The sequence below is a fragment of the Shewanella intestini genome, assembly GCF_018221465.1.
GTDB lineage: Bacteria > Pseudomonadota > Gammaproteobacteria > Enterobacterales > Shewanellaceae > Shewanella > Shewanella intestini.
This window is the reverse complement of the sequence record NZ_JAAIKR010000025.1, coordinates 1-18,033: the sequence shown is the minus strand read 5'-3', so window position 1 is coordinate 18,033 and position 18,033 is coordinate 1. Positions and strand designations below refer to the sequence as shown.

At 41.7% G+C, this 18,033-nt stretch carries 15 protein-coding genes and 1 pseudogene; 6 read left to right on the top strand and 10 right to left on the bottom strand.

What is annotated here, in order from left to right; genetic code table 11:
• Positions 1-550: 550 nt before the first annotated feature.
• The 6 genes from G3R48_RS16675 to G3R48_RS16650 form a co-directional block, all read right to left on the bottom strand.
• Positions 551-805 (bottom strand): molecular chaperone TorD family protein, encoded by a 255-nt coding sequence (locus tag G3R48_RS16675; protein ID WP_323741282.1) that lies wholly within the window; start codon positions 803-805, stop codon positions 551-553.
• Positions 806-918: 113 nt separating this feature from the next.
• Positions 919-1,587, bottom strand: coding sequence for a 4Fe-4S dicluster domain-containing protein (locus G3R48_RS16670; protein WP_153666218.1), 669 nt, complete (start codon positions 1,585-1,587; stop codon positions 919-921).
• 167 nt (positions 1,588-1,754) lie between these two features.
• Positions 1,755-2,375 (bottom strand): DMSO/selenate family reductase complex B subunit, encoded by a 621-nt coding sequence (locus G3R48_RS16665; protein ID WP_153666217.1) that lies wholly within the window; start codon positions 2,373-2,375, stop codon positions 1,755-1,757.
• Positions 2,376-2,386: 11 nt separating this feature from the next.
• Positions 2,387-4,915: a DMSO/selenate family reductase complex A subunit gene (locus G3R48_RS16660; protein WP_153666216.1), complete on the bottom strand. Its 2,529-nt coding sequence runs from the start codon at positions 4,913-4,915 to the stop codon at positions 2,387-2,389.
• Positions 4,916-4,947: 32 nt separating this feature from the next.
• Positions 4,948-6,957, bottom strand: a complete 2,010-nt coding sequence (locus tag G3R48_RS16655) for an MtrB/PioB family decaheme-associated outer membrane protein (protein ID WP_153666215.1) — start codon at positions 6,955-6,957, stop codon at positions 4,948-4,950.
• Between the two features lie 14 nt (positions 6,958-6,971).
• Positions 6,972-7,919, bottom strand: a complete 948-nt coding sequence (locus tag G3R48_RS16650; protein ID WP_153666214.1) for a DmsE family decaheme c-type cytochrome — start codon at positions 7,917-7,919, stop codon at positions 6,972-6,974.
• Between the two features lie 194 nt (positions 7,920-8,113).
• On the opposite strand from G3R48_RS16650, the gene G3R48_RS16645 reads away from it, so the two are divergent.
• Positions 8,114-9,055, top strand: coding sequence for a helix-turn-helix transcriptional regulator (locus G3R48_RS16645; protein ID WP_153666213.1), 942 nt, complete (start codon positions 8,114-8,116; stop codon positions 9,053-9,055).
• Between the two features lie 337 nt (positions 9,056-9,392).
• On the opposite strand, the gene G3R48_RS16640 is transcribed toward G3R48_RS16645, so the two are convergent.
• Positions 9,393-9,524, bottom strand: coding sequence for an Arm DNA-binding domain-containing protein (locus G3R48_RS16640; protein ID WP_228497520.1), 132 nt, complete (start codon positions 9,522-9,524; stop codon positions 9,393-9,395).
• A gap of 391 nt (positions 9,525-9,915) precedes the next feature.
• Here G3R48_RS16640 and G3R48_RS16635 point away from each other — a divergent pair, with 391 nt between their 5' ends.
• The 5 genes from G3R48_RS16635 to G3R48_RS16615 all read left to right on the top strand — a co-directional run bounded on the left by G3R48_RS16635 (position 9,916) and on the right by G3R48_RS16615 (position 14,908).
• Positions 9,916-11,013: a hypothetical protein gene (locus G3R48_RS16635; protein ID WP_153666212.1), complete on the top strand. Its 1,098-nt coding sequence runs from the start codon at positions 9,916-9,918 to the stop codon at positions 11,011-11,013.
• 19 nt (positions 11,014-11,032) lie between these two features.
• Complete coding sequence (locus G3R48_RS16630) at positions 11,033-11,590, top strand: MarR family transcriptional regulator (RefSeq protein WP_153666211.1); 558 nt, start codon at positions 11,033-11,035, stop codon at positions 11,588-11,590.
• Positions 11,591-12,038: 448 nt separating this feature from the next.
• Positions 12,039-13,160: a multiubiquitin domain-containing protein gene (locus tag G3R48_RS16625; RefSeq protein WP_153666210.1), complete on the top strand. Its 1,122-nt coding sequence runs from the start codon at positions 12,039-12,041 to the stop codon at positions 13,158-13,160.
• Between the two features lie 9 nt (positions 13,161-13,169).
• Entirely contained in the window at positions 13,170-14,576 is a 1,407-nt protein-coding gene (locus G3R48_RS16620) for a HesA/MoeB/ThiF family protein (protein ID WP_153666209.1), read from the top strand.
• Positions 14,573-14,908, top strand: coding sequence for a ubiquitination-like system serine protease family protein (locus G3R48_RS16615; protein WP_153666208.1), 336 nt, complete (start codon positions 14,573-14,575; stop codon positions 14,906-14,908). Before G3R48_RS16620 ends, G3R48_RS16615 begins: the two co-directional genes overlap by 4 nt.
• Positions 14,909-15,074: 166 nt before the next feature.
• On the opposite strand, the gene G3R48_RS16610 is transcribed toward G3R48_RS16615, so the two are convergent.
• The 3 genes and pseudogenes from G3R48_RS16610 to G3R48_RS17310 all read right to left on the bottom strand — a co-directional run.
• Positions 15,075-17,192 carry a C39 family peptidase gene (locus tag G3R48_RS16610; protein ID WP_228497519.1) on the bottom strand — a complete coding sequence of 706 codons (2,118 nt, stop codon included), beginning with the start codon at positions 17,190-17,192 and terminating at the stop codon, positions 15,075-15,077.
• Positions 17,193-17,251: 59 nt separating this feature from the next.
• Positions 17,252-17,413, bottom strand: coding sequence for a hypothetical protein (locus G3R48_RS16605; RefSeq protein ID WP_153666207.1), 162 nt, complete (start codon positions 17,411-17,413; stop codon positions 17,252-17,254).
• A gap of 335 nt (positions 17,414-17,748) precedes the next feature.
• A pseudogene (locus G3R48_RS17310) lies at positions 17,749-18,033 on the bottom strand (integrase core domain-containing protein); the annotation flags it as partial.

Below are 18,033 nucleotides of genomic sequence, written 5' to 3'. Positions count from 1 at the left end.
AAACACAGTATCGCCGATGGTAGTGTAGGGTCTCCCTATGTGAGAGTAGGTCATTTCCAGGCGCCAAATTACTCGAAAGAGTGTGATAAGCCCATTGCTAACGCAATGGGCTTTTTTACGTCAGGGCTTTGTGAAAGTTGAATTATCTTGTCCTTTACCGTGGGCCAACAAATCTAATTAGCTAATGATAACGATGGTCATTTCCAGTCGCGTTCCTTACAAAAGCAACTCGAAAGAGTGTGATAAGCCCATTACTAATACAATGGGCTTATTTGCGTCTGACATTTGTGAAAGTTGAATTATCTTGTCCTTTACCGTGGGCCAACAAAGCTAATTAGCTAATGATAAAGATGGCTATTTCCAGTCGCGCATCTAACAAAGGCAACTCGAAAGAGTGTGATAAGCCCGTTGCTAACGCAATGGGCTTTTTTACGTCTGGGGTTTGAGAATAGGGGGTTTACGCATACACAGCAGGTCATTTCCAGCCGCGCGCTTAACAAAAGCAACTCGAAAGAGTGTGATAAGCCCATTGTTAACGCAATGGGCTTTTTTACGTCTGGGGTGTGTGAAATATGGTGGAGTCGCCATTTAAAATTCCTTGTTCACCCAAATGCACTGAGCACCATGGCATAGCTTTAGGCTCGCCTAGGCCCAAATACAGTTGCCCATAGTCAAGTTTGAGGTCGGTAATTTTCTCTGCGCGCCACTGGATAAGGTACTTTTGCAGGAGTAACTTACCTTGAGCGCAATCAGCGGTATTGTCGGGATGAAAGCTTGGCCATTGCTGTGCAAGGGTGTGCTTAATAAAGTAGTTGATCGACTATTCAGTTGGATAATCGATTATTACATAATGCAGAATTCGCGCTACCGCTTGAAGCTTTTGGCGTTGCTCTGTTGATACTCTCACTTGTTTAGTTTCTATTTAGGGTTCGTTAGTAACCCTTTGGTATAATCACCGGTAGGGTACTTCTTACCCATATTACCTTTACGGCGATTAGTGCTGCGACTTACTTCTACACCGCCCAGTAAGGTGTTTGGTGAGGTAATTTGTGATGACGGAATTGATGATATATGGGCCTTTTTACCATACTTTATTTTGAGCTTTTCTATGGTGCCAAAATCGAGTGCTTGTTTAGGGCAGGCAGCCACACATAATGGGCGGTCGCCATGTTGTACCTGCTCAAAACAACCATCACATTTCACCATGACCTTTTTTACCGGATCCAGCTGCGGCGCATCATAGGGGCAGGCACGGGCGCAAGCACCACAACCCGTGCACATATCTTGGATTACGTGAACTAAGCCGTCCTCACTGCGTTTGTGCATTGCGCCACTTGGGCATGCCAGCACACATACAGGCGCACTACAATGGTTACACGCTAAAGATATAAAGAAGGTGGGGACATTACAATGAACGTGCTGATGATTGTTTTTATAAATGACATCACCGTCGCTTTTGTACACACGTCTAGGGTTGACGCTAGACTCACTATCAAACTTTGCCTTACACACACGGTGGCATTTTTTACAGCCAATACATTTTCGGGTATCGAAATAGAAACCATGTTGAGTGTTGTCGGATAACATAAGGCACCTTGATGATAAGGTTGAAGCTATAGCTGTCATCATACTGATAAGGCAAAAAGGATGACATTGACTTGATGCAAGATTGTGTCACCACTCAAATAATGAGCAAAAAGTGTAGAAGGGGTGGCTAGCGCCCAATATCGCTGACGCTAGCCGGCTGAGTCGTGTTATACCTCTGAGTAGTTAATAATATCGCCGTCACGGTGACCATTTACATTAGCTTTAATGATCAGGTTAGGTGAGGTAATACTTTCTGGTGGGAGTGGTGCGATATGACCATCACCATTACCGTATTTTTGTTTTAAATTGTCCATAGTGTCAAAGTCGATGGCGCGCAGTGGACAAGAGTCAACACAGCTTGGGTTCTTACCTTCGGCGAGGCGCTCGAAGCAGCCATCACACTTGGTCATTACTTTACGCTCAGGGTCAAGTTGTGGCGCATCGTAAGGGCAAGCACGAGCACAGCTGCTACAACCAATACACAGCTGGCTAGCCACGTGGACTAAGCCATCTTCACGACGTTTGTGCATGGCTCCTGTGGGACAAGCTTTGACACAAACGGGCTCGTTGCAGTGGTTACAACCCAGTGATGTGTAGTACGCAAACACGTTTTGGTTAAAGGTGCCATTTGCATTGGCTACCCAATCGCCCCCTGCGTATTCGTAAACTCGGCGCCAATTAATACCGACAGGAATGTCTTTGCGGTCTTTACACGCCACTTGGCAAGCTTTACAACCTGTGCACTTAGTTGTGTCGATATAAAAGCCATATTGAACGTTAGTAGTCATGTTGCTGCTCCTTAAGCTTTTGAAACCTGTGCGCGGTTGGTGTGTTGAGGGTTACCTTTAACAATGGGGGTTGGTGCGTATTTGGTTAGGGTGTTGATACAGCCACCAATGTCAATTACATGTCCTGATGGACCAACACGGCCATCTGGGTCTGGTGTATACCAGCCGCCTTGACCTAGCATAGCAACGCCAGGAATGACACGTGATGTGATGCGCACCGGCAGTTCTACTGTACCGCGATCGTTATACAGGTGGATTAGTTCGCCTTGATTAAGGCCGCGAGTATTGGCATCAACTGGGTTCATCCAAACGGCATCTTCAATGGCTTCACGTAACCAAGGTACATTGTGATAGCTTGAGTGAGTGCGGCCTTTTGTGTGGAAACCACATAGTTGCAGCGGATAAGTTTTAGCGCTTTCACTGTCTTCATAACCTTCGGCTGTGACAATGTACTTAGGCAGTGGGGAGATGATGTCACCATCTTTGATTGTCCAAGTACCGGCTTTGTAGGCATTAGACAATGAATAAATCTCGATTTTACCTGTTACAGTTGGGCGAGGGTTTGCTACTGGGTCGGCAATAAAGCTATGTAGTGCAATATTTGAAGTTGGTGCGTACTTTCTAAATACACCGACCTCTTGCGCTTCGCTATAGGTTGCTGGCATTGAGATATCAGAGTTAGCGGCTTTGGTTTCATCGTAGATTTTCTCACACCATTCGCGACCCGAGCGACCTTCAGTATATTCGGCGCCCTTACCCATTTTTTCAGCAATGCCGGCGCAGATGTCGTACATCGATTTAGAGTCACCTACTGGTGTTAGTGAGGTACTCATCATTGTTGCATATGCCATTTGACCAGATGCGTAGCTGTCGTTAGCAACGTCTTCAGACTCAAGCCAAGTGGTGTCAGGTAGTAAGATGTCAGCAAATTTGGCTGAAGAGGTCATCCAGCAATCGGTAACGATGATCATTTCGCACAGAGTGTCATCTTGTAAGATGGCAGCTGTGCCGTTGCTGTCTGAGTGTTGGTTAATCAACGTGTTACCAGAAGCGTTGATGATTACTTTAATATTACTGTTTAGCTTAGCTGCGTTATTGTCGGCTAGTTCATTGGTTCCACTCGTTGCAAAGCGCACACCGTCAGTGGTGCCGGTAAACTCACTACCACGTACAATCGCGTCACTCCAAGAGAAAACAGGAATCGTCACATCAACAGGGTTGCTGCCGGCAGACATACTACTCATTGGGAATGAGTAGCTGCTGTTCATGGCACCAGTATTCACGCCTGGGGTACCAATTTTTCCTGTCATAATCGCTAGCATGTATGCGGCGCGGGTGTTTTGGTCACCGTTTGCATGACGGTTTACACCGCCACCTACGATAATGTAAGGCGCTTTTGCCGCCATGATTTTATCGGCTAGCTCAAGAATATCGTCTGCGGTAACACCACAGATTGACTCGGCCCACTCTGGCGTGCGTGCACCTTGAGTTTGGTACTTACCTAATCCGAGGATGTAGTCGTGGTAGTTATCCGTTACGTCGATGTGTGCTGCGTGGCGATCGCCTTTTGCCTCTAAGTCAGCTTTAGTCGCTTCAAGTGATGTTTGGTCATAACCAACACAGTATTTATCGAGGAATGATTTCGCATGGCTATCAACCCAACCTGAGTTGATCATTTGATAAATGATGGCCTCAATAAGTGCAGCATCTGTACCCGGGCGGATGGCTAGCCATTTGGTTTCATTACCACGCATTGAGTCAGTGTATTTAGGATCAATCATGTACACATCAATGTTATTCGTGTTGGCTTCAAGTGCTTTGATAAAGTCGTAGCCTTCACCTGAGCCTGATTGGCGAATTTCATTTGGGTTGTAACCAAAACCAACGAATAAGTCACTGTTTTCGATTTCAGACAAACTAGAACCACCAATTGAATCCCATTGATCGCCATAGGTAGCCATACATGCTGAATATACTTGTGCCCAAGAATAATCCCAGTGGTGCATGAGGAAGCCACCATTAAGGTTTAGTAGGCGACCCCAAGTTGCCGTGTTTGAAGCAAAGCCGTAGTAAGCGCCTGTACCATAGTTAAAGTAAATTGACTCATTGCCATATTCTTGCGCCACAGACTGCAATTTAGCGGCGATTTCAGCGTAAGCTTCATCCCAACTAATCGGCACAAACTTACCTTCACCGCGTTTGCCTACACGTTTCATCGGCGTCGTTAAGCGGTCAGGTGCGTAGGTACGTTGTTTGAGTGAGCGCCCGCGAGCACAAGCACGGATCTGGTGGTTTACACCGTATTCGTCAGTGGTTTCATGATCAGCCTCAATGCGTGTAATTACTCCATCGCGGCTAAATACTTTAATTGGGCAGTTTGAGCCACAGTTCACTAGACATGCGGACCAATTGACGACTTCATCTGCAACTGGTGGTGTTGGTGGATTAACGTTAGCTTCATCAGAGCTTGTTTTACATCCGACCACAGTAGCAGCACAGCTTAATGCAGCACTGGCTTTTAAAAAACTTCTGCGTTCCATAATCTTCTCCTTCGGGAATAAATTGATGCGTATTAGTGCAACTTGTAGGTAAACGACAGCATCACTTGGTGCGCGTTGTAGTTATGGTTGATATCGCCCAAGGTGATCATCCCTGGGATGTCATTAACCCCTACGGTTGCTGCATCGGTATCGAAATAGCGTTCATAGCGGTAAGTGAGTTTCAATGCCATTTGCTCATCAATGGCATAGTTGGCATAAGCACTGGTGCTGTGATGATATGAGTAGTAATCGTCGTAAAGCTCTCCTGTGTCGCTGCCAGTAGGGTAGGTATCGCTAATTGAGTTACTAAAGCTGTAATCAAGCCCTAGGTTGAGCTTGTCTTGCATTAGGCCGCCATAGTTAAGTCCAGCGCCCAGATGAATAAATTGGTCTTCTACATCTGCTTGCCAGTCGGCTGCGCCATAGCTTTGACTGCCAGCTTGATTTGAGTTAATCCATTGCTGTGCACCAAAACCATAAGCGCTTAAGAACTTGCTAAATTGCAGATTGACGTTGAAGTTATAGCCGTAGTCTTGTGCTTCAGTTAAGCCGATTTGGGTGTTGTGATAATCGTCATTGGCATAACGCGTGCTCAAGTCCACACTTATCCAATTGTTTGGCATGTGGTTAATGTTTAACTCGACGGCATTGCGCTTGCGGTCAGCTAAGTAGTATTTGCGTAGTAGCGTATTATTTTCTGATGACGTCTCTTTGCTTGCTTCATACTCACTGCCGCTGCGATTAGCGTGCTCACCTTTGATGCTGACATTGAACTTGTCAAAGGCGCGTACGTTCAGCTTCATCCATAGACTGTCGTCATGGGTTTGCTCGCGGTCGGTAAAGGTACGCGCCACTGCTTTACGATCGTAACCCGTTTGCAAGCGATAGCCGCTGGCAATGCGGTAGTTAGCGCTTAACTTGTAAGTGTGACGAGTAATGTCTTGTGGCTTGTTCTGCCTAAAAGTGCCCGTGACACTGTTGTAGTTGTACTGGGTAAACTCTGTGGTTGAGCTGTGATTGTCACGGTCGCTGTAAGCAAAGCTTGCACCAAGGCGTAGGCGGTGAGTGAACATGGTGCTGATAGCAAAGCGTCCATCAAGAGTATCAACTTGACCATCCCAACTTTGTAGTGGGCTGTCAGAGACAGTAATCAGGTCTTCATCTTGTATCATGCGCCCTGAGGCTAAACGGCCACTCATCACGGTGTGGTTAAGCTGATATTGACCCGACAGTGACACCAGATGGGCCTGATTATCAGGGGTAGCGGCTTGCACATCGTACAGGTGTGGCAAGCTGATGTGGGTTATCTTGTTCTCATAGTAGCTGCCCTGGTACGCCAGTGCTGCTAACCAGTTATCACCCGAGATGTTAATGTCAGCATCTAATTGCTTAGTGCGCGCATCAACAGGCAAACCAAAGTTGATTGGATTAGGCGCAACCAGTGAGCTTGATTTATGGCCGGTTTTATCTTCTTGGCTGAAGCTTGCATTGGCAATGAAACGGCTATCAAGCAGGTCTTGTTTTAACTCAACACCCAGGCCGATTTTCTCGCGCTGTTGTGCCAGATCCAATACGCGCATTGTATCTGATACTGTCAGCATCCCGTTGTTGTGCCAAAACGGGCTTTCAATATTACCCGCTTGGTAGGTTTTAATGCTGTCATAGTCAAGATTGATGCTGTATACACCTGACTTACCGGCGCTAAAGCGGGCAAAGCCGTTATCCATACCTAACAGGTGGGTTTGCAGCTTAGCTTGATAACCCTCTTCATTTTGGTAATGCAAATCACCGCTGATTGCGCTAATTGTGCTATCTTCCGCTGTTCCTAGGGCATTACCGGCGTGGATATCATCCACACTGTTGTAACCGGCATTCACACTCACTTCACCTGTATAACCTTGCGTCTGGGTGCAACGCTTACACTCATACTGACTAAAGTTCACTGCGTCAGTATTGGCATTACCCACCGAAAAGTTAGCGGCCATTGCAGGAGTGGCAGCAAGGGTCATGGCTAAGGTAATCATGTTTAATTTAAATGACATTTTCTTGCTCTCCATTAGCGTTGCAGCAGGCTACCAGATGGGTGGTTAGAACCATGGATTTGGCTGTGGCAGTTCAAGCAGCTCTTAGCGCCGCCAAATGCATCCATACCTGGCTTAGGTACCACGCGAGAGGCGTGACCGTCTGGTGCGTGACATTGCTGACATAATTGAGGTACACGATGCTCAAGCATGTTGTCGTTCACACTGCCGTGTGGGTTATGACATGAGACGCAGTTTTCGGTGACGGGGGCGTGCTCCCATAGGAAGGGACCACGTTTTTCAGTGTGACAGCTGTTACAGGTGTCGTTAACGGTTGGTTGCATTAAGGCACTTTCGTTCATCGAGCCGTGAGGGGCATGACAATCAACACAGGTCATCTGGTTCCACTTCATTGGGTGTGATGAGCGCTTGTTCATGTCAGCTTTTTCTTTGGTGTGACATGACGTACAGGTGTCATTAACGGTTAATTTATCTAGCGCGGGGGCGTTGGCAGAATGAACCGTGTGGCAATCTGCACAGGCAATCTCTTCAAGGTTGTGGGTGCTGGTATGCCAGGCCATTTGTTTCGGGTCGTTGTGACACCCTTGGCACACGCTGTTTTGTGCGCTGGCGCTGAGCTTACTGTTTTTGCCAAAACTAATCATTGGCTCTTTACCGCCGCGATTATGCTTGCCTTGTGGGCCGTGGCAGGCTTCACACTGCAAGCCAGCCATTGGTGATTTACTGTTATTGGTTTGACCGTGCACACCATCAAAGATGGCGGTCACTGTGTCGCTTTTCTTGTGACACATGAGGCAGGAATCAGCTCCTTTAGAAGAATACTGACCTTCGCTGAATTTTTGTTCGAGCTTGGTTTCAAGTTGCTGGCTAGTTAAATTCTGCCAAGGAGTCGCTAGGGTGTGGCTACTCCAAAAACAAAATGCGACGAGCGTTGCTATAACAAGATGACTGCGTGCGTTCATAGCATTTTCTACCTTGGTATTAGTTAATGGTTGTTTGCATTATTGGGCGATTTGTATTGTATATATGTTACTTAAAACATCATGCTGATTCGTTTGCTTAAAAAAGCATTAATTGAAGCGGATCACAAATGGCTTGAATTTACATACCAAAATAAACACAGATCTTCTTATAGTTGTCGGTGGGGAGGGGAAATATGATTAAGTTTCAGGTTAGGCCAGCACTTACAACAAAAAGTATGCTGGATTTTTGTCAGATGAAAGGTATTTCAGTTCCTGAAGAATATACGGTTTTTAAAGGTTTACTTGATTTTGATTTAACTAATGCAAGCTCACCAATTAGGTTGTTGGAGTATTTGTCTAAACATGAAAATGTTGATGCGACATTTTTTGAGCAGTTGTTTTATTATTCAGCTGGCCAGTGGTTAATTCATTTAAAACCTATATTGTCTCAGTCGTGTGATAAGTCGATAGCCAATCAAATTTATGACTTTTTTATTAACATGGTGGGGGTGAGAACTAATTTAGATTGGCGTTTGCAAGAAGATGATGAAAAGCTGGCATTTATTGTTAACTCAGCATATGGATCAGTATACGAAGAGCTGATTCTGTATCATTTTTTTGCCGCTTTACTCGCAAGGGCTGACGTTGGTACTGATGAAGTAGAAATAAAATTTGCTAAGGAGATGGAAAGTTACAATCAATATGATTTTTTGCCTTATTGTCATTTTAATAATGACAGGTTTGAGTTGACTGTGGCTAAATACTCAGTAAGTAAAATGATTAATCCTTTATTTCTAAATAGAATTATGTCGGATTATGATTTGCTCATTGCCGCTTGCAATATGATCCCAGTATCAGAATTAAACGTCACGTCTTTATCTTTTATTTTAAGCATGTCAAAGCGAACACTGACAAAATATTGTGAAGAGATGGGGATTTCCCTTAAAACAGTGATTAATCATGTTAAGTATAAGCGAGCCAAAAGATTGTTAGTGATCAATGATGGTAATGTTAAAGCTACGGCTTGTGATTGTGGATATACCGACCAAGGAAGAATAAGCAAAATATTTAGACAGATATCAGGCCAGTCGCCCAGTGAATATTATAAAGAACAGCAAGATTTCTTATTTAAATAAATTGCTGATCACGACAGAAACATCAGTCGTTGGATTCTGTTTTACACGTGCTCAATTCATCGTACCCTATATGGATACCTCAGTTTTTCAATACTGTTGAATGATTGGGTCACTGCCATATATTGGGCGTCTCAACAGGCTTATTTGCCAGCGCCATGATGTCAATTCGAAACCGATTACCTTATCACTACATTGGCATTAATGCCTTGGCACAGTTAGGTGCCAATAGGTACGGTTGAGCGTCTATGCATCAGTGCTCGTAAACGTTTAGGTGATACTTAACATCTTTGACTGGAACCATGTGGATATTGGGAAAACTCTAAAACCGTGGCCAATTTTAGTTGACCACTACAATCCAAAATGGTTTGCCGGACTTAGGCACGACAAAATATAAACCTTCACCATCAGCGAATCGGCCAGGTTCACTTTTAGTTTTTGCTGCAACTTCTTTAGCGGTTAACTTTCCCATCAGCCTCTTAGTCACCATATCACCCACCATTTAGCGTTGGAAAGTGGTGGGTGTTAATGGACCTCTTTGGACTGATATTTAATTAAGTCTTCTAAAATCAGTGCTGAAAGGTTTTGTTTGGACTCTATTGGATATTATTCAACGTTTTGGATCTGCTTATGGGTCGAAAGTGGCAATTTTATTGAAATACTAATAGTTACACTTGATTTTGTGATTGTTACAGGCTTGGTGTCACCATTTATGTCACCACTTGTGTGGTTAGTGAATAAAGAGGATGCATGAGGAAGTAGTAGGAATTGAAAATATAAGTTTTCTCGTATTGAGCCTTTTTTTAAGTTAAATCATCCCCATATCATCTACTCCACTATTTTATGACGGCCTTGATTCTGGAATGCAAAAAAAATTAGAAAAGTATATAAGCGAATTTCCTGGTCAAAAAGCTAGAGTCATTGCAAAAAAACTTGGTTTAGAGAGAGCTAAAGTTAGCCGGTTTCTTCATGAGAGTGACTTATTTATTCAAGAGGACTGTGCTTGGCATTTAATCGAAAGTAAAACGTTAGAGTTGGATTTACCAGATAAATGGATTACAGCAACTAGCTTTGAAAGGTTCCTTTCAGGCTCTGAGTGCTTGTTTGGATGTAACGCTGTAAACATAGTGATCTCTTTTCAAGAAAAAAGCTCAATAAAATTGGATGCTGGCATAAGGCTTCTCTTTTTAATCAATATGCTAGCTAGAAGTGGGAAAAATGTCACTTTGAATTTCTCTAGGTGTCAGCAAGCAAAAGGGTATCTTAATCGGGCTGGTTTTTTTGATGCGCTAGATGAAAAGATAATAGTTCTACCTGCTCGGCCTAAGAGCTCTACAGCTAAGGTATACCGAGGTGGCTCTAATAAATTAGTTGAGTTTGCAGAAATACACGCCAACTTAAAGAAATATGATAATGCCATTCCAGATGTTTTGACAAACACATTCATTAAGCACTCATCTGAAGAATATGAAGTTCCTGCATACAATCTATTTTCTGAATTATGTGAAAATATAGTTGAGCATAGCAACTCTCCAATACCTGGTGTTGTGGCAATGCAAGTATATAGTAATGCTGCTAGGCCACATATTCAGATTGTTATATCTGATGCAGGGGACGGTCTATGCAACACTCTTAGGCCTGCACTTAAAAAGAATAATACTTTAGGGAAGAAGTTTGATATTGATAAAATGAGTGATGGCGAGTTACTTGCGATTGCTTATACTCGTGGTGGGCTAAGTAGGAAAAATATTACTTCAGATGATTGTGGTGGTTTGGGTCTTTTTACTAGTGGCTTGGGGATTAAAAGGTATGGCGCCAACCTTATGATAAGATTGGATACTTGCCAGGTTGAACTGAAGTTTGAAAACAATAGGTTTGTTATTCATAAGGAACATTCAAACTTGCCAAAACTGCCTGGAACTCATATTTATTTTCAGTTTTTTATTGATAAAACAGAGTAGTTCTGATTAACTTAGGGTTATGAACCAGAATATAGTACAACTCAAACTTAGAGACTATACAGCTAGGGCTGACGTCCACGGAAACCAAGAGGGGAAAATTGTTTACCGTTCCCTTTTAGAGGCGTTGGAAAGTTACCCTGATACTAAATTATTTGAAATTTCTTTGGCTGATATATCTCGAACAGATGCTTCTTTTCCAAGAGAAAGTGTTGTTGCGCTTGCAAAGCAATTTCGAGGAGAAAAGGGGTTCTTTCTAACAGGCCTTTCTATCGACGATCGAGATTTTATCGATAATTGGCATTATGCTGCTTTAATAAAAAAACAACCTTTAACCGTTTGGTTTAAAGAAGGTTATAAAACCTTAGGGCCGGAACTTAGTTCCGCAATGACTGAGATTCTTTCCTATATCTTAGGGAAAGGAGAAACTACAACATCCGAAGTTGCAAAGTTTTTTGATTTAACTGCCCCAAACGCTAGTTCAAAGCTTAAGAAATTAGCTAATGATGGCTATATACTTAGAGTTGAACAAGTTGCCTCATCTGGCGGTATGGAATTTGTGTATTGTCCTATTAAGTAAGCTCTAATTAATCCTAAGTCACACATCAATTGTGTGGCTTTTTGTATCCGTTCAGCAATTTTAGTTCAATATAGCATCCGTTTTTTGAAGAACAGTCATATCTATTTAACCTTTCACTCTATCTATAATAACGACCATAAATTACCTTTAACTGTATTTTTCAATGCGTTATGAATAAATTTGGTGGTGTTATCTACGATTTATTTTAAGATAGTTTAAAAGATCTGCTTAAAACTCGTTGACACAACCAGAAAAGGGGTGCATTATTGCTACATCAGGTTTCCCCGCTTAATTTAAGCAGAATTATCCTGGTGAAATAAAAAGCAAACATAGAGCTTACCTTTTATTTTTTGGTATTAGATACCTTGCTTCGTATCCAAATTATCTAGCTACCGTCAGTAACAGTCAAGCAGTTTGTATTTAATTACTTATTAATGAGGTAGCTAGCATGATTTATTTAAACGGTAAGAACATAGATTTAAAGGCTGGAATGTATCGAGGTTCTCAGCTATTAGAACATACACAAATTTCGGAGGATGAACGACTCTTTTTAGACCTTAAGGGAGATGTTGATATCCCTATAGCTGAAGATAATTTGATTCAAATTCAAGGCAATGAGGTCTTTTCTGTAGGTAACTCAAATATACCTGATTGTCCTAACCTAGTTAATAGTCATTCAATCAATATTAATGGCTCTGAAATTATCGAAATGTCGAAATCTAAGCTTTGTGGTTCTGCGTTAAAGAAGCTTTTACATGATGATATTTCGAATAAAGTGCTTTATTTGGAACTTGATGATGCGCCTGATTACTTACTCAGTGATGATGACTGCTTGATAATCAGTAAATTCAGCAAGTTCCTTCTTGTTAATCAGTCAAATTCTGACTCTGACATTCCTGACTTAGAAGATTGTGCTTGTGGTCACAATCAGCCAGATAAGCATCAAAAGTATAAAATTAAAATCGATAAAACCAAGTATAAGGTGGAGTGCCCAAGACTTACAGGTCGCGAAATTCTTGCTCTAGCTGGCTATGACGAATCGAGATATTTATATCAAAAATTTGCTGGCGGTGAGAGAAGGCAGATCGAACTAAATGAAAAAGTAGACTTTACTGAGCCAGGTATTGAGCGTTTTCATACTATGAGATGTGAACATCAAGAAGGCCTTCAGCAATCTAGGAAGCATTTTACTCTATCTGAAGAGGATGTTGAGTTTCTGAATTCACTTAACCTTGATTGGGAATGTGTGACTGAAAATGGTATCAAAAGGGTTGTGATCCGTAGCTTTCCATTGCCTGACGGATATAATTTGAGCTGTGTTGATGTCAACATGCAAATTTCAAATAGTTATCCAACTACGCAAATTGACATGGCCTATTTTTTCCCTGCTATATCTAGAGCCGACAATAAGCCAATACGAGCATTAGCTCAGGATGTTTTCGATGGAAAAAGTTGGCAGCGATGGTCTAGGCATAGAACCGCTTCAAATCCTTGGCAGCCAGGTGTAGATAGTGTAGCGACTCATGTTGCATACATTCAAAGCTGGTTTACTCAAGAACTATTGAAGTAGAGGTGTGTTATGTCTATAAAATTTAAGATCACAGACTCTGCTATGGTCGAACTAAATGACCATCTGTTTCCTGGCGATGGAAAAGAAGCAGTAGCTTTTGTTCTTTGTGGTCACGTTGTTAGTGACAATGAAACGATATTGTTAGCCCATAAAGTAATTCCTCTGAGTTATGCTTCCTGTTCGGTTAGGAAGCATGATTATGTGCGGTGGCTAACTCAAGAGCTCGTCCCAATCCTCAATCAAGCTGAAAAAGAGAACTTAGCTGTTGTTAAAGTTCATTCTCATCCTAAAGGGTACTCACAGTTTTCTGATGTTGATAATGAATCTGATAAAGAGCTATACCCGAGTATTTACAGCTGGTCTAAAAATACTTTGCCCAGTTTGTCCGCTATTCTGCTACCTAGTAATGAACTGATAGTCAGACATGTTTCTGAGTCGGGAGTATTTACACCAGTTTCTGTCACTATCATTGGTGATGAAGTTCGCCACACTCCTGCTGAACTTTCGTTATGCCGTGAAGTTTTAGACTTTGAGGAAAGGAATCTTCAAGTCTTTGGCTCTAAAACCCGTGACACTCTAAGTAAGATGAAAATTGCAGTTATAGGGTGCTCCGGCACTGGTGCACCAGTCATTGAACAGCTGAATAGGTTAGGAGTAGGTGAATTAAAACTATTCGATCCTGATGTTGTAGAGCACAAAAATCTAAACAGGATAACTAACACAAAAACTGCGGATGCTGACGCTAAGAGGCTCAAAGTCTCATCCATAAAGGATACGTTGGATGAAATAGGGTTAAGCACAGTCGTATCAGCATTTCCAGAAAGTATCTTTGACGCCGAAATAGTCAAAGAAATAGCTGTTTGTGATTTTATATTTGGATGTGTAGATTCTGCTGAAGCCAGATGTTTATTGAATAGGATTTCAACCTATTATTTGGTGCCTTATATTGATATTGGAATTTCTTTAGATGCCGACGGCAAAGGGGGAGTCAACAATATCAGTGGTAAAGTGGCTTACTTTCAGCCTGGGAAATCTGATCACATCACCAGACGTTCGGTCTTTCCTGCCACACTGGAAGCTGAAGCACTGAAAAGAAGCTCACCTAAGACATATCAAGACAGGCTGGGCGAAGGCTATATCAAGGGGGTAGTTGAAAATAGTCCTGCAATTATCCCTGTTAATACCTACGCTTCGTCGTTAGCTGTTATGGAGTTTCTAGCGAGAGTTCATGATTACAGAAATGAACCCAATGGCGACTTTGCAGAGCAGGTCTTCTGTTTGGTAAATAATTTCTATGAAACCAAAAGTGAAAGCAGTTTTACAGTACCTTTAGGGTTACATAAGTGTTTGGGGAGAGGGGATAAAGCTCTGCTACTAGATATGCCTGAATTTTCTGAAGAAGAGAGGGTCGCATGATCTCTACATTTATAAAGAAGGTTAGGGCATATTTCAAAAGGCTATTCTCTAAAGGTTATAAAGTTGAGCTTGTAGATGATGAACCAGATTATGTGGATGATAAAATCATCTACATAATCGGAGAAGCAGATTTTCATGCCATTGCTGTTATGTTGTGCCCATGTGGCTGCAAAAGCAAAATTCATCTAAATCTGCTTCCAGGGAATAAGCCTACATGGTCGATAACGTCTCAGGAAAAAGTACCAACCATTAAACCATCCGTATGGAGAAAAGTGGGTTGTAAAAGCCACTTTTTTGTTCGCTCAGGTCAAATCGTTTGGGCTAAAGGTTAAGAATACTTTTGATCTTTTCCAAACAAGCTGTCCTGATATTGTAACTCAAATGGGTAGAGTGATATGAAGATCTAAAGTCAATCTCAACATAAATATTTGCGTATGTTGGCACCTATAACAAGTAAGCCATTTTGAGCCGCCTCCGCAGCTCAAAATGGCTAGTTTATTACTTGGTATTAAGGCGCTCATCTAGCACAAAAGTGTAGTCATTTCCGCCAAGGATATCGGAGATTTTGGTCATAGCATTGCTAAGAAAGATATCTTTTTCAGGCTTGTTAGCAAAATTCTTTGAGTAACGACCAGAAAAGCAATTAACATAAATGGTGTTAGGATCTTCTGGTTTTTGAATCAACTCTCCCCCAATCCTAGCGGGTCTTGCTCCTGTTAATGTTGGATGACCTGTTTCATCGCTATCTTCACCGATGAACAAAGCGCCGAACTCAGAAATTACCCATATCAACCATCTAGCCTGAATTTCTTCCTTGGGCTCTGGCTCCTTTTTCCATTCGTAGGCTCTGACAGCTTGAATGTCGAGTAAAGCCTTAAATCGGTCAGTCGTAGCTTCATTCTTGTTATCAAAAGAGTGCTGCAAAACCAGTCTGCAATCCTGCTCTTTGAGCTGTTTGTTAGCAATTTCAGTATTTTTTATTAGTTGAGGCATCCAAGCTCTGCCAAAAACCTTATCTAAATAATTGAAAAAGCGATTTGGTTTATTTTTCGACTTAACAACCCTCAGCACTTGGTGAATGAAGTCTGGAGAATAATTAGTGTATTTTTCCCGTTTGGCTATGACATCATCGTAATGTACAGTTGCTAGCTTAGTTAATGTGTCCGGTGCGGACTCATCATAGAAAGCTGAACATAAATAAGCTTCGCCTTGAGGTAAATTAGTAGAATCAAAAACCAAGTCAAACAGAGGCTTACCATTTACTGAGTATTCACCAATCCAAAGATATTTAGGGAAGTTACGAGTCAAAATTTCAGATTTATTACTTACACATTGCGTTTTGACTTTTTGTTTGTATTCAGAGCTCTTCTGTAATTTTACCTTTGATGTAACAACAGCTTTTAATGGGCCGGGTAAAGCAGATGCAAGCATAGTAAAAGTTGAACGTAATAAAGTCGCAATACCATCAACTGTCTGTGCTATTGGATCAAAACCAATTCGGACTCTTGGATCAGTAGCGATAATCAGGTTGTTATAGACCATTACTTCTGGGCATTCGTGAGCTTCAATTTCTGCAGTATTAACATAAAACTCTTCAGAGATTAGAACAGTAACTTTTTTCTCTGTCGTCTTTACTGTGTAATCTGGAACAAACCTTAAAATAGAAAAAGGACCACTCCGATCATCATGGACAATGAGTTTATCCATCTCGCCGCTTTGATTGATCCCGTAACCAATAATCGTGACAGCATGTTCGCCAGCAGCTTTATATGGCACATTAGGTTGTTTTTGTTGGCACTCCAAACCTAAAATAAGTGGGATATTACTATCTATATATGTTTGAACAACCTCTTTAAGCAAAGGTAAATTTTCGTTCGATGAAGCATGAGGACTTATTTGATGCTGTCTTAAATCAAAATATTCAAGTGCTCGTTCTATTTCTGCGGTATTGAGTCCGGTACTAGGAAATGTGTTAATGATCTTACTACTTTCTGTCGCGGCCATCGTTATCTGTGCTGGTGACTTAATTCGCCTTAATTTCAGAGCATGAAGTAAACACCATATAGACGAACTACTGCAGGCTGCAACGACTCTATCCTGTTCCTGAAATGCTAAAGACGAAACGGTTAGCTTTAGTCCGAATAGGTCAGCAGTATACTCTCTAGTGATTACCGCATGATCAGGAAGTGCATAGTTTTCAGGAAGCTTCAAACATGTTCTACCAATAAACGTCATTGGAATGGGCTTAACAACCATAAAGCCTAAGTAATTACCTAAGCGTTCAGCGTTTGCTGTCGGGTTTACTATAACTTGTTCAAATTTGTCATAGTCAAAATCACCGTCGAAAAAATGAATTCTACTACAAGTTCTGGAGTAATTTTCATGACACCCAACATAGTAATTCAAGTAGTCTTCGAGGTAGCCGTTATCTGTATACTGGTTTTCGCAAACCATGGTTTTGGCATTAAGTTCGCTGAGAATTTTTGTAATGCTACCTAACTGCTTTTTGAGAGTCACATCCTCTAATTGGACGTTGACGGTTTGTTTGATCAGATTACTTAAGGCGAAGTTATCAACTTTTTTATTAAAAGATGATACGAAGAAAGGTGCTTTCATGTGTGTTCCAGTACAAAAAAAGCGACCCTAGAGTCGCTTTATTCAAATTCCGTTTTACATTACATATTGTAACGACGTTGTCGGTCAGCCTCTGTTGGCTTAACACTTGCTGCTTGCTGACTACGTGCTGCAGCACTTGCTACAACATCATCAGCGATAGATGCTTTTTCATCTGCAGTGAATTCATGGTTTCGTAATGCATCAATTAACCACTGCGGCATAGCGAACTCCTTATTAGTTGACGCAAACTGAAAACAGTTCACGGATTTCCGTTGATTCTATCCTGTTGTTGACAGCTCAGTCAATAAAACTTGCGAATCGCATGTCAACCTAAAGAGGGTTTTCATTAATATTGTGATGTAAATATAGCTCAAAATGCAGTTTTACAGCTTAGTTTTCACCTAGAAAGATTTCTATTGTTATAACCGTCGCTAAACTTTTTAACTTACTCACTTTTAAGTTAGCAGGGTGCTTGCAAATTAGCAGCGTTGCTATCGCAAAAATCAGTGTCCCCCGTTTTCTGCTGTACTCAAAGTATAACCATCCCCTATATCGATCATTTTTTAATAGAGTTTTCTTTATTTAACCGCTCATACAATTTGGGCGGTAAATCATTCAGTGATTCATGCGGCCGATCATAATTATATTCTTCAATCCAACTATCTGTGATTTCCCTAACTTCAGTCAAGCTATTGAACAAGTAACAATCTAATACTTCATTTCGATAAGTGCGGTTAAATCGTTAAATATACGCATTTTGTGTAGGTTTCCCCTGGCTTAATAAAATCTAACTTAATGCCATGTTGCTCTGCCCAAACCTCAAGTGCATGTGAGATAAACT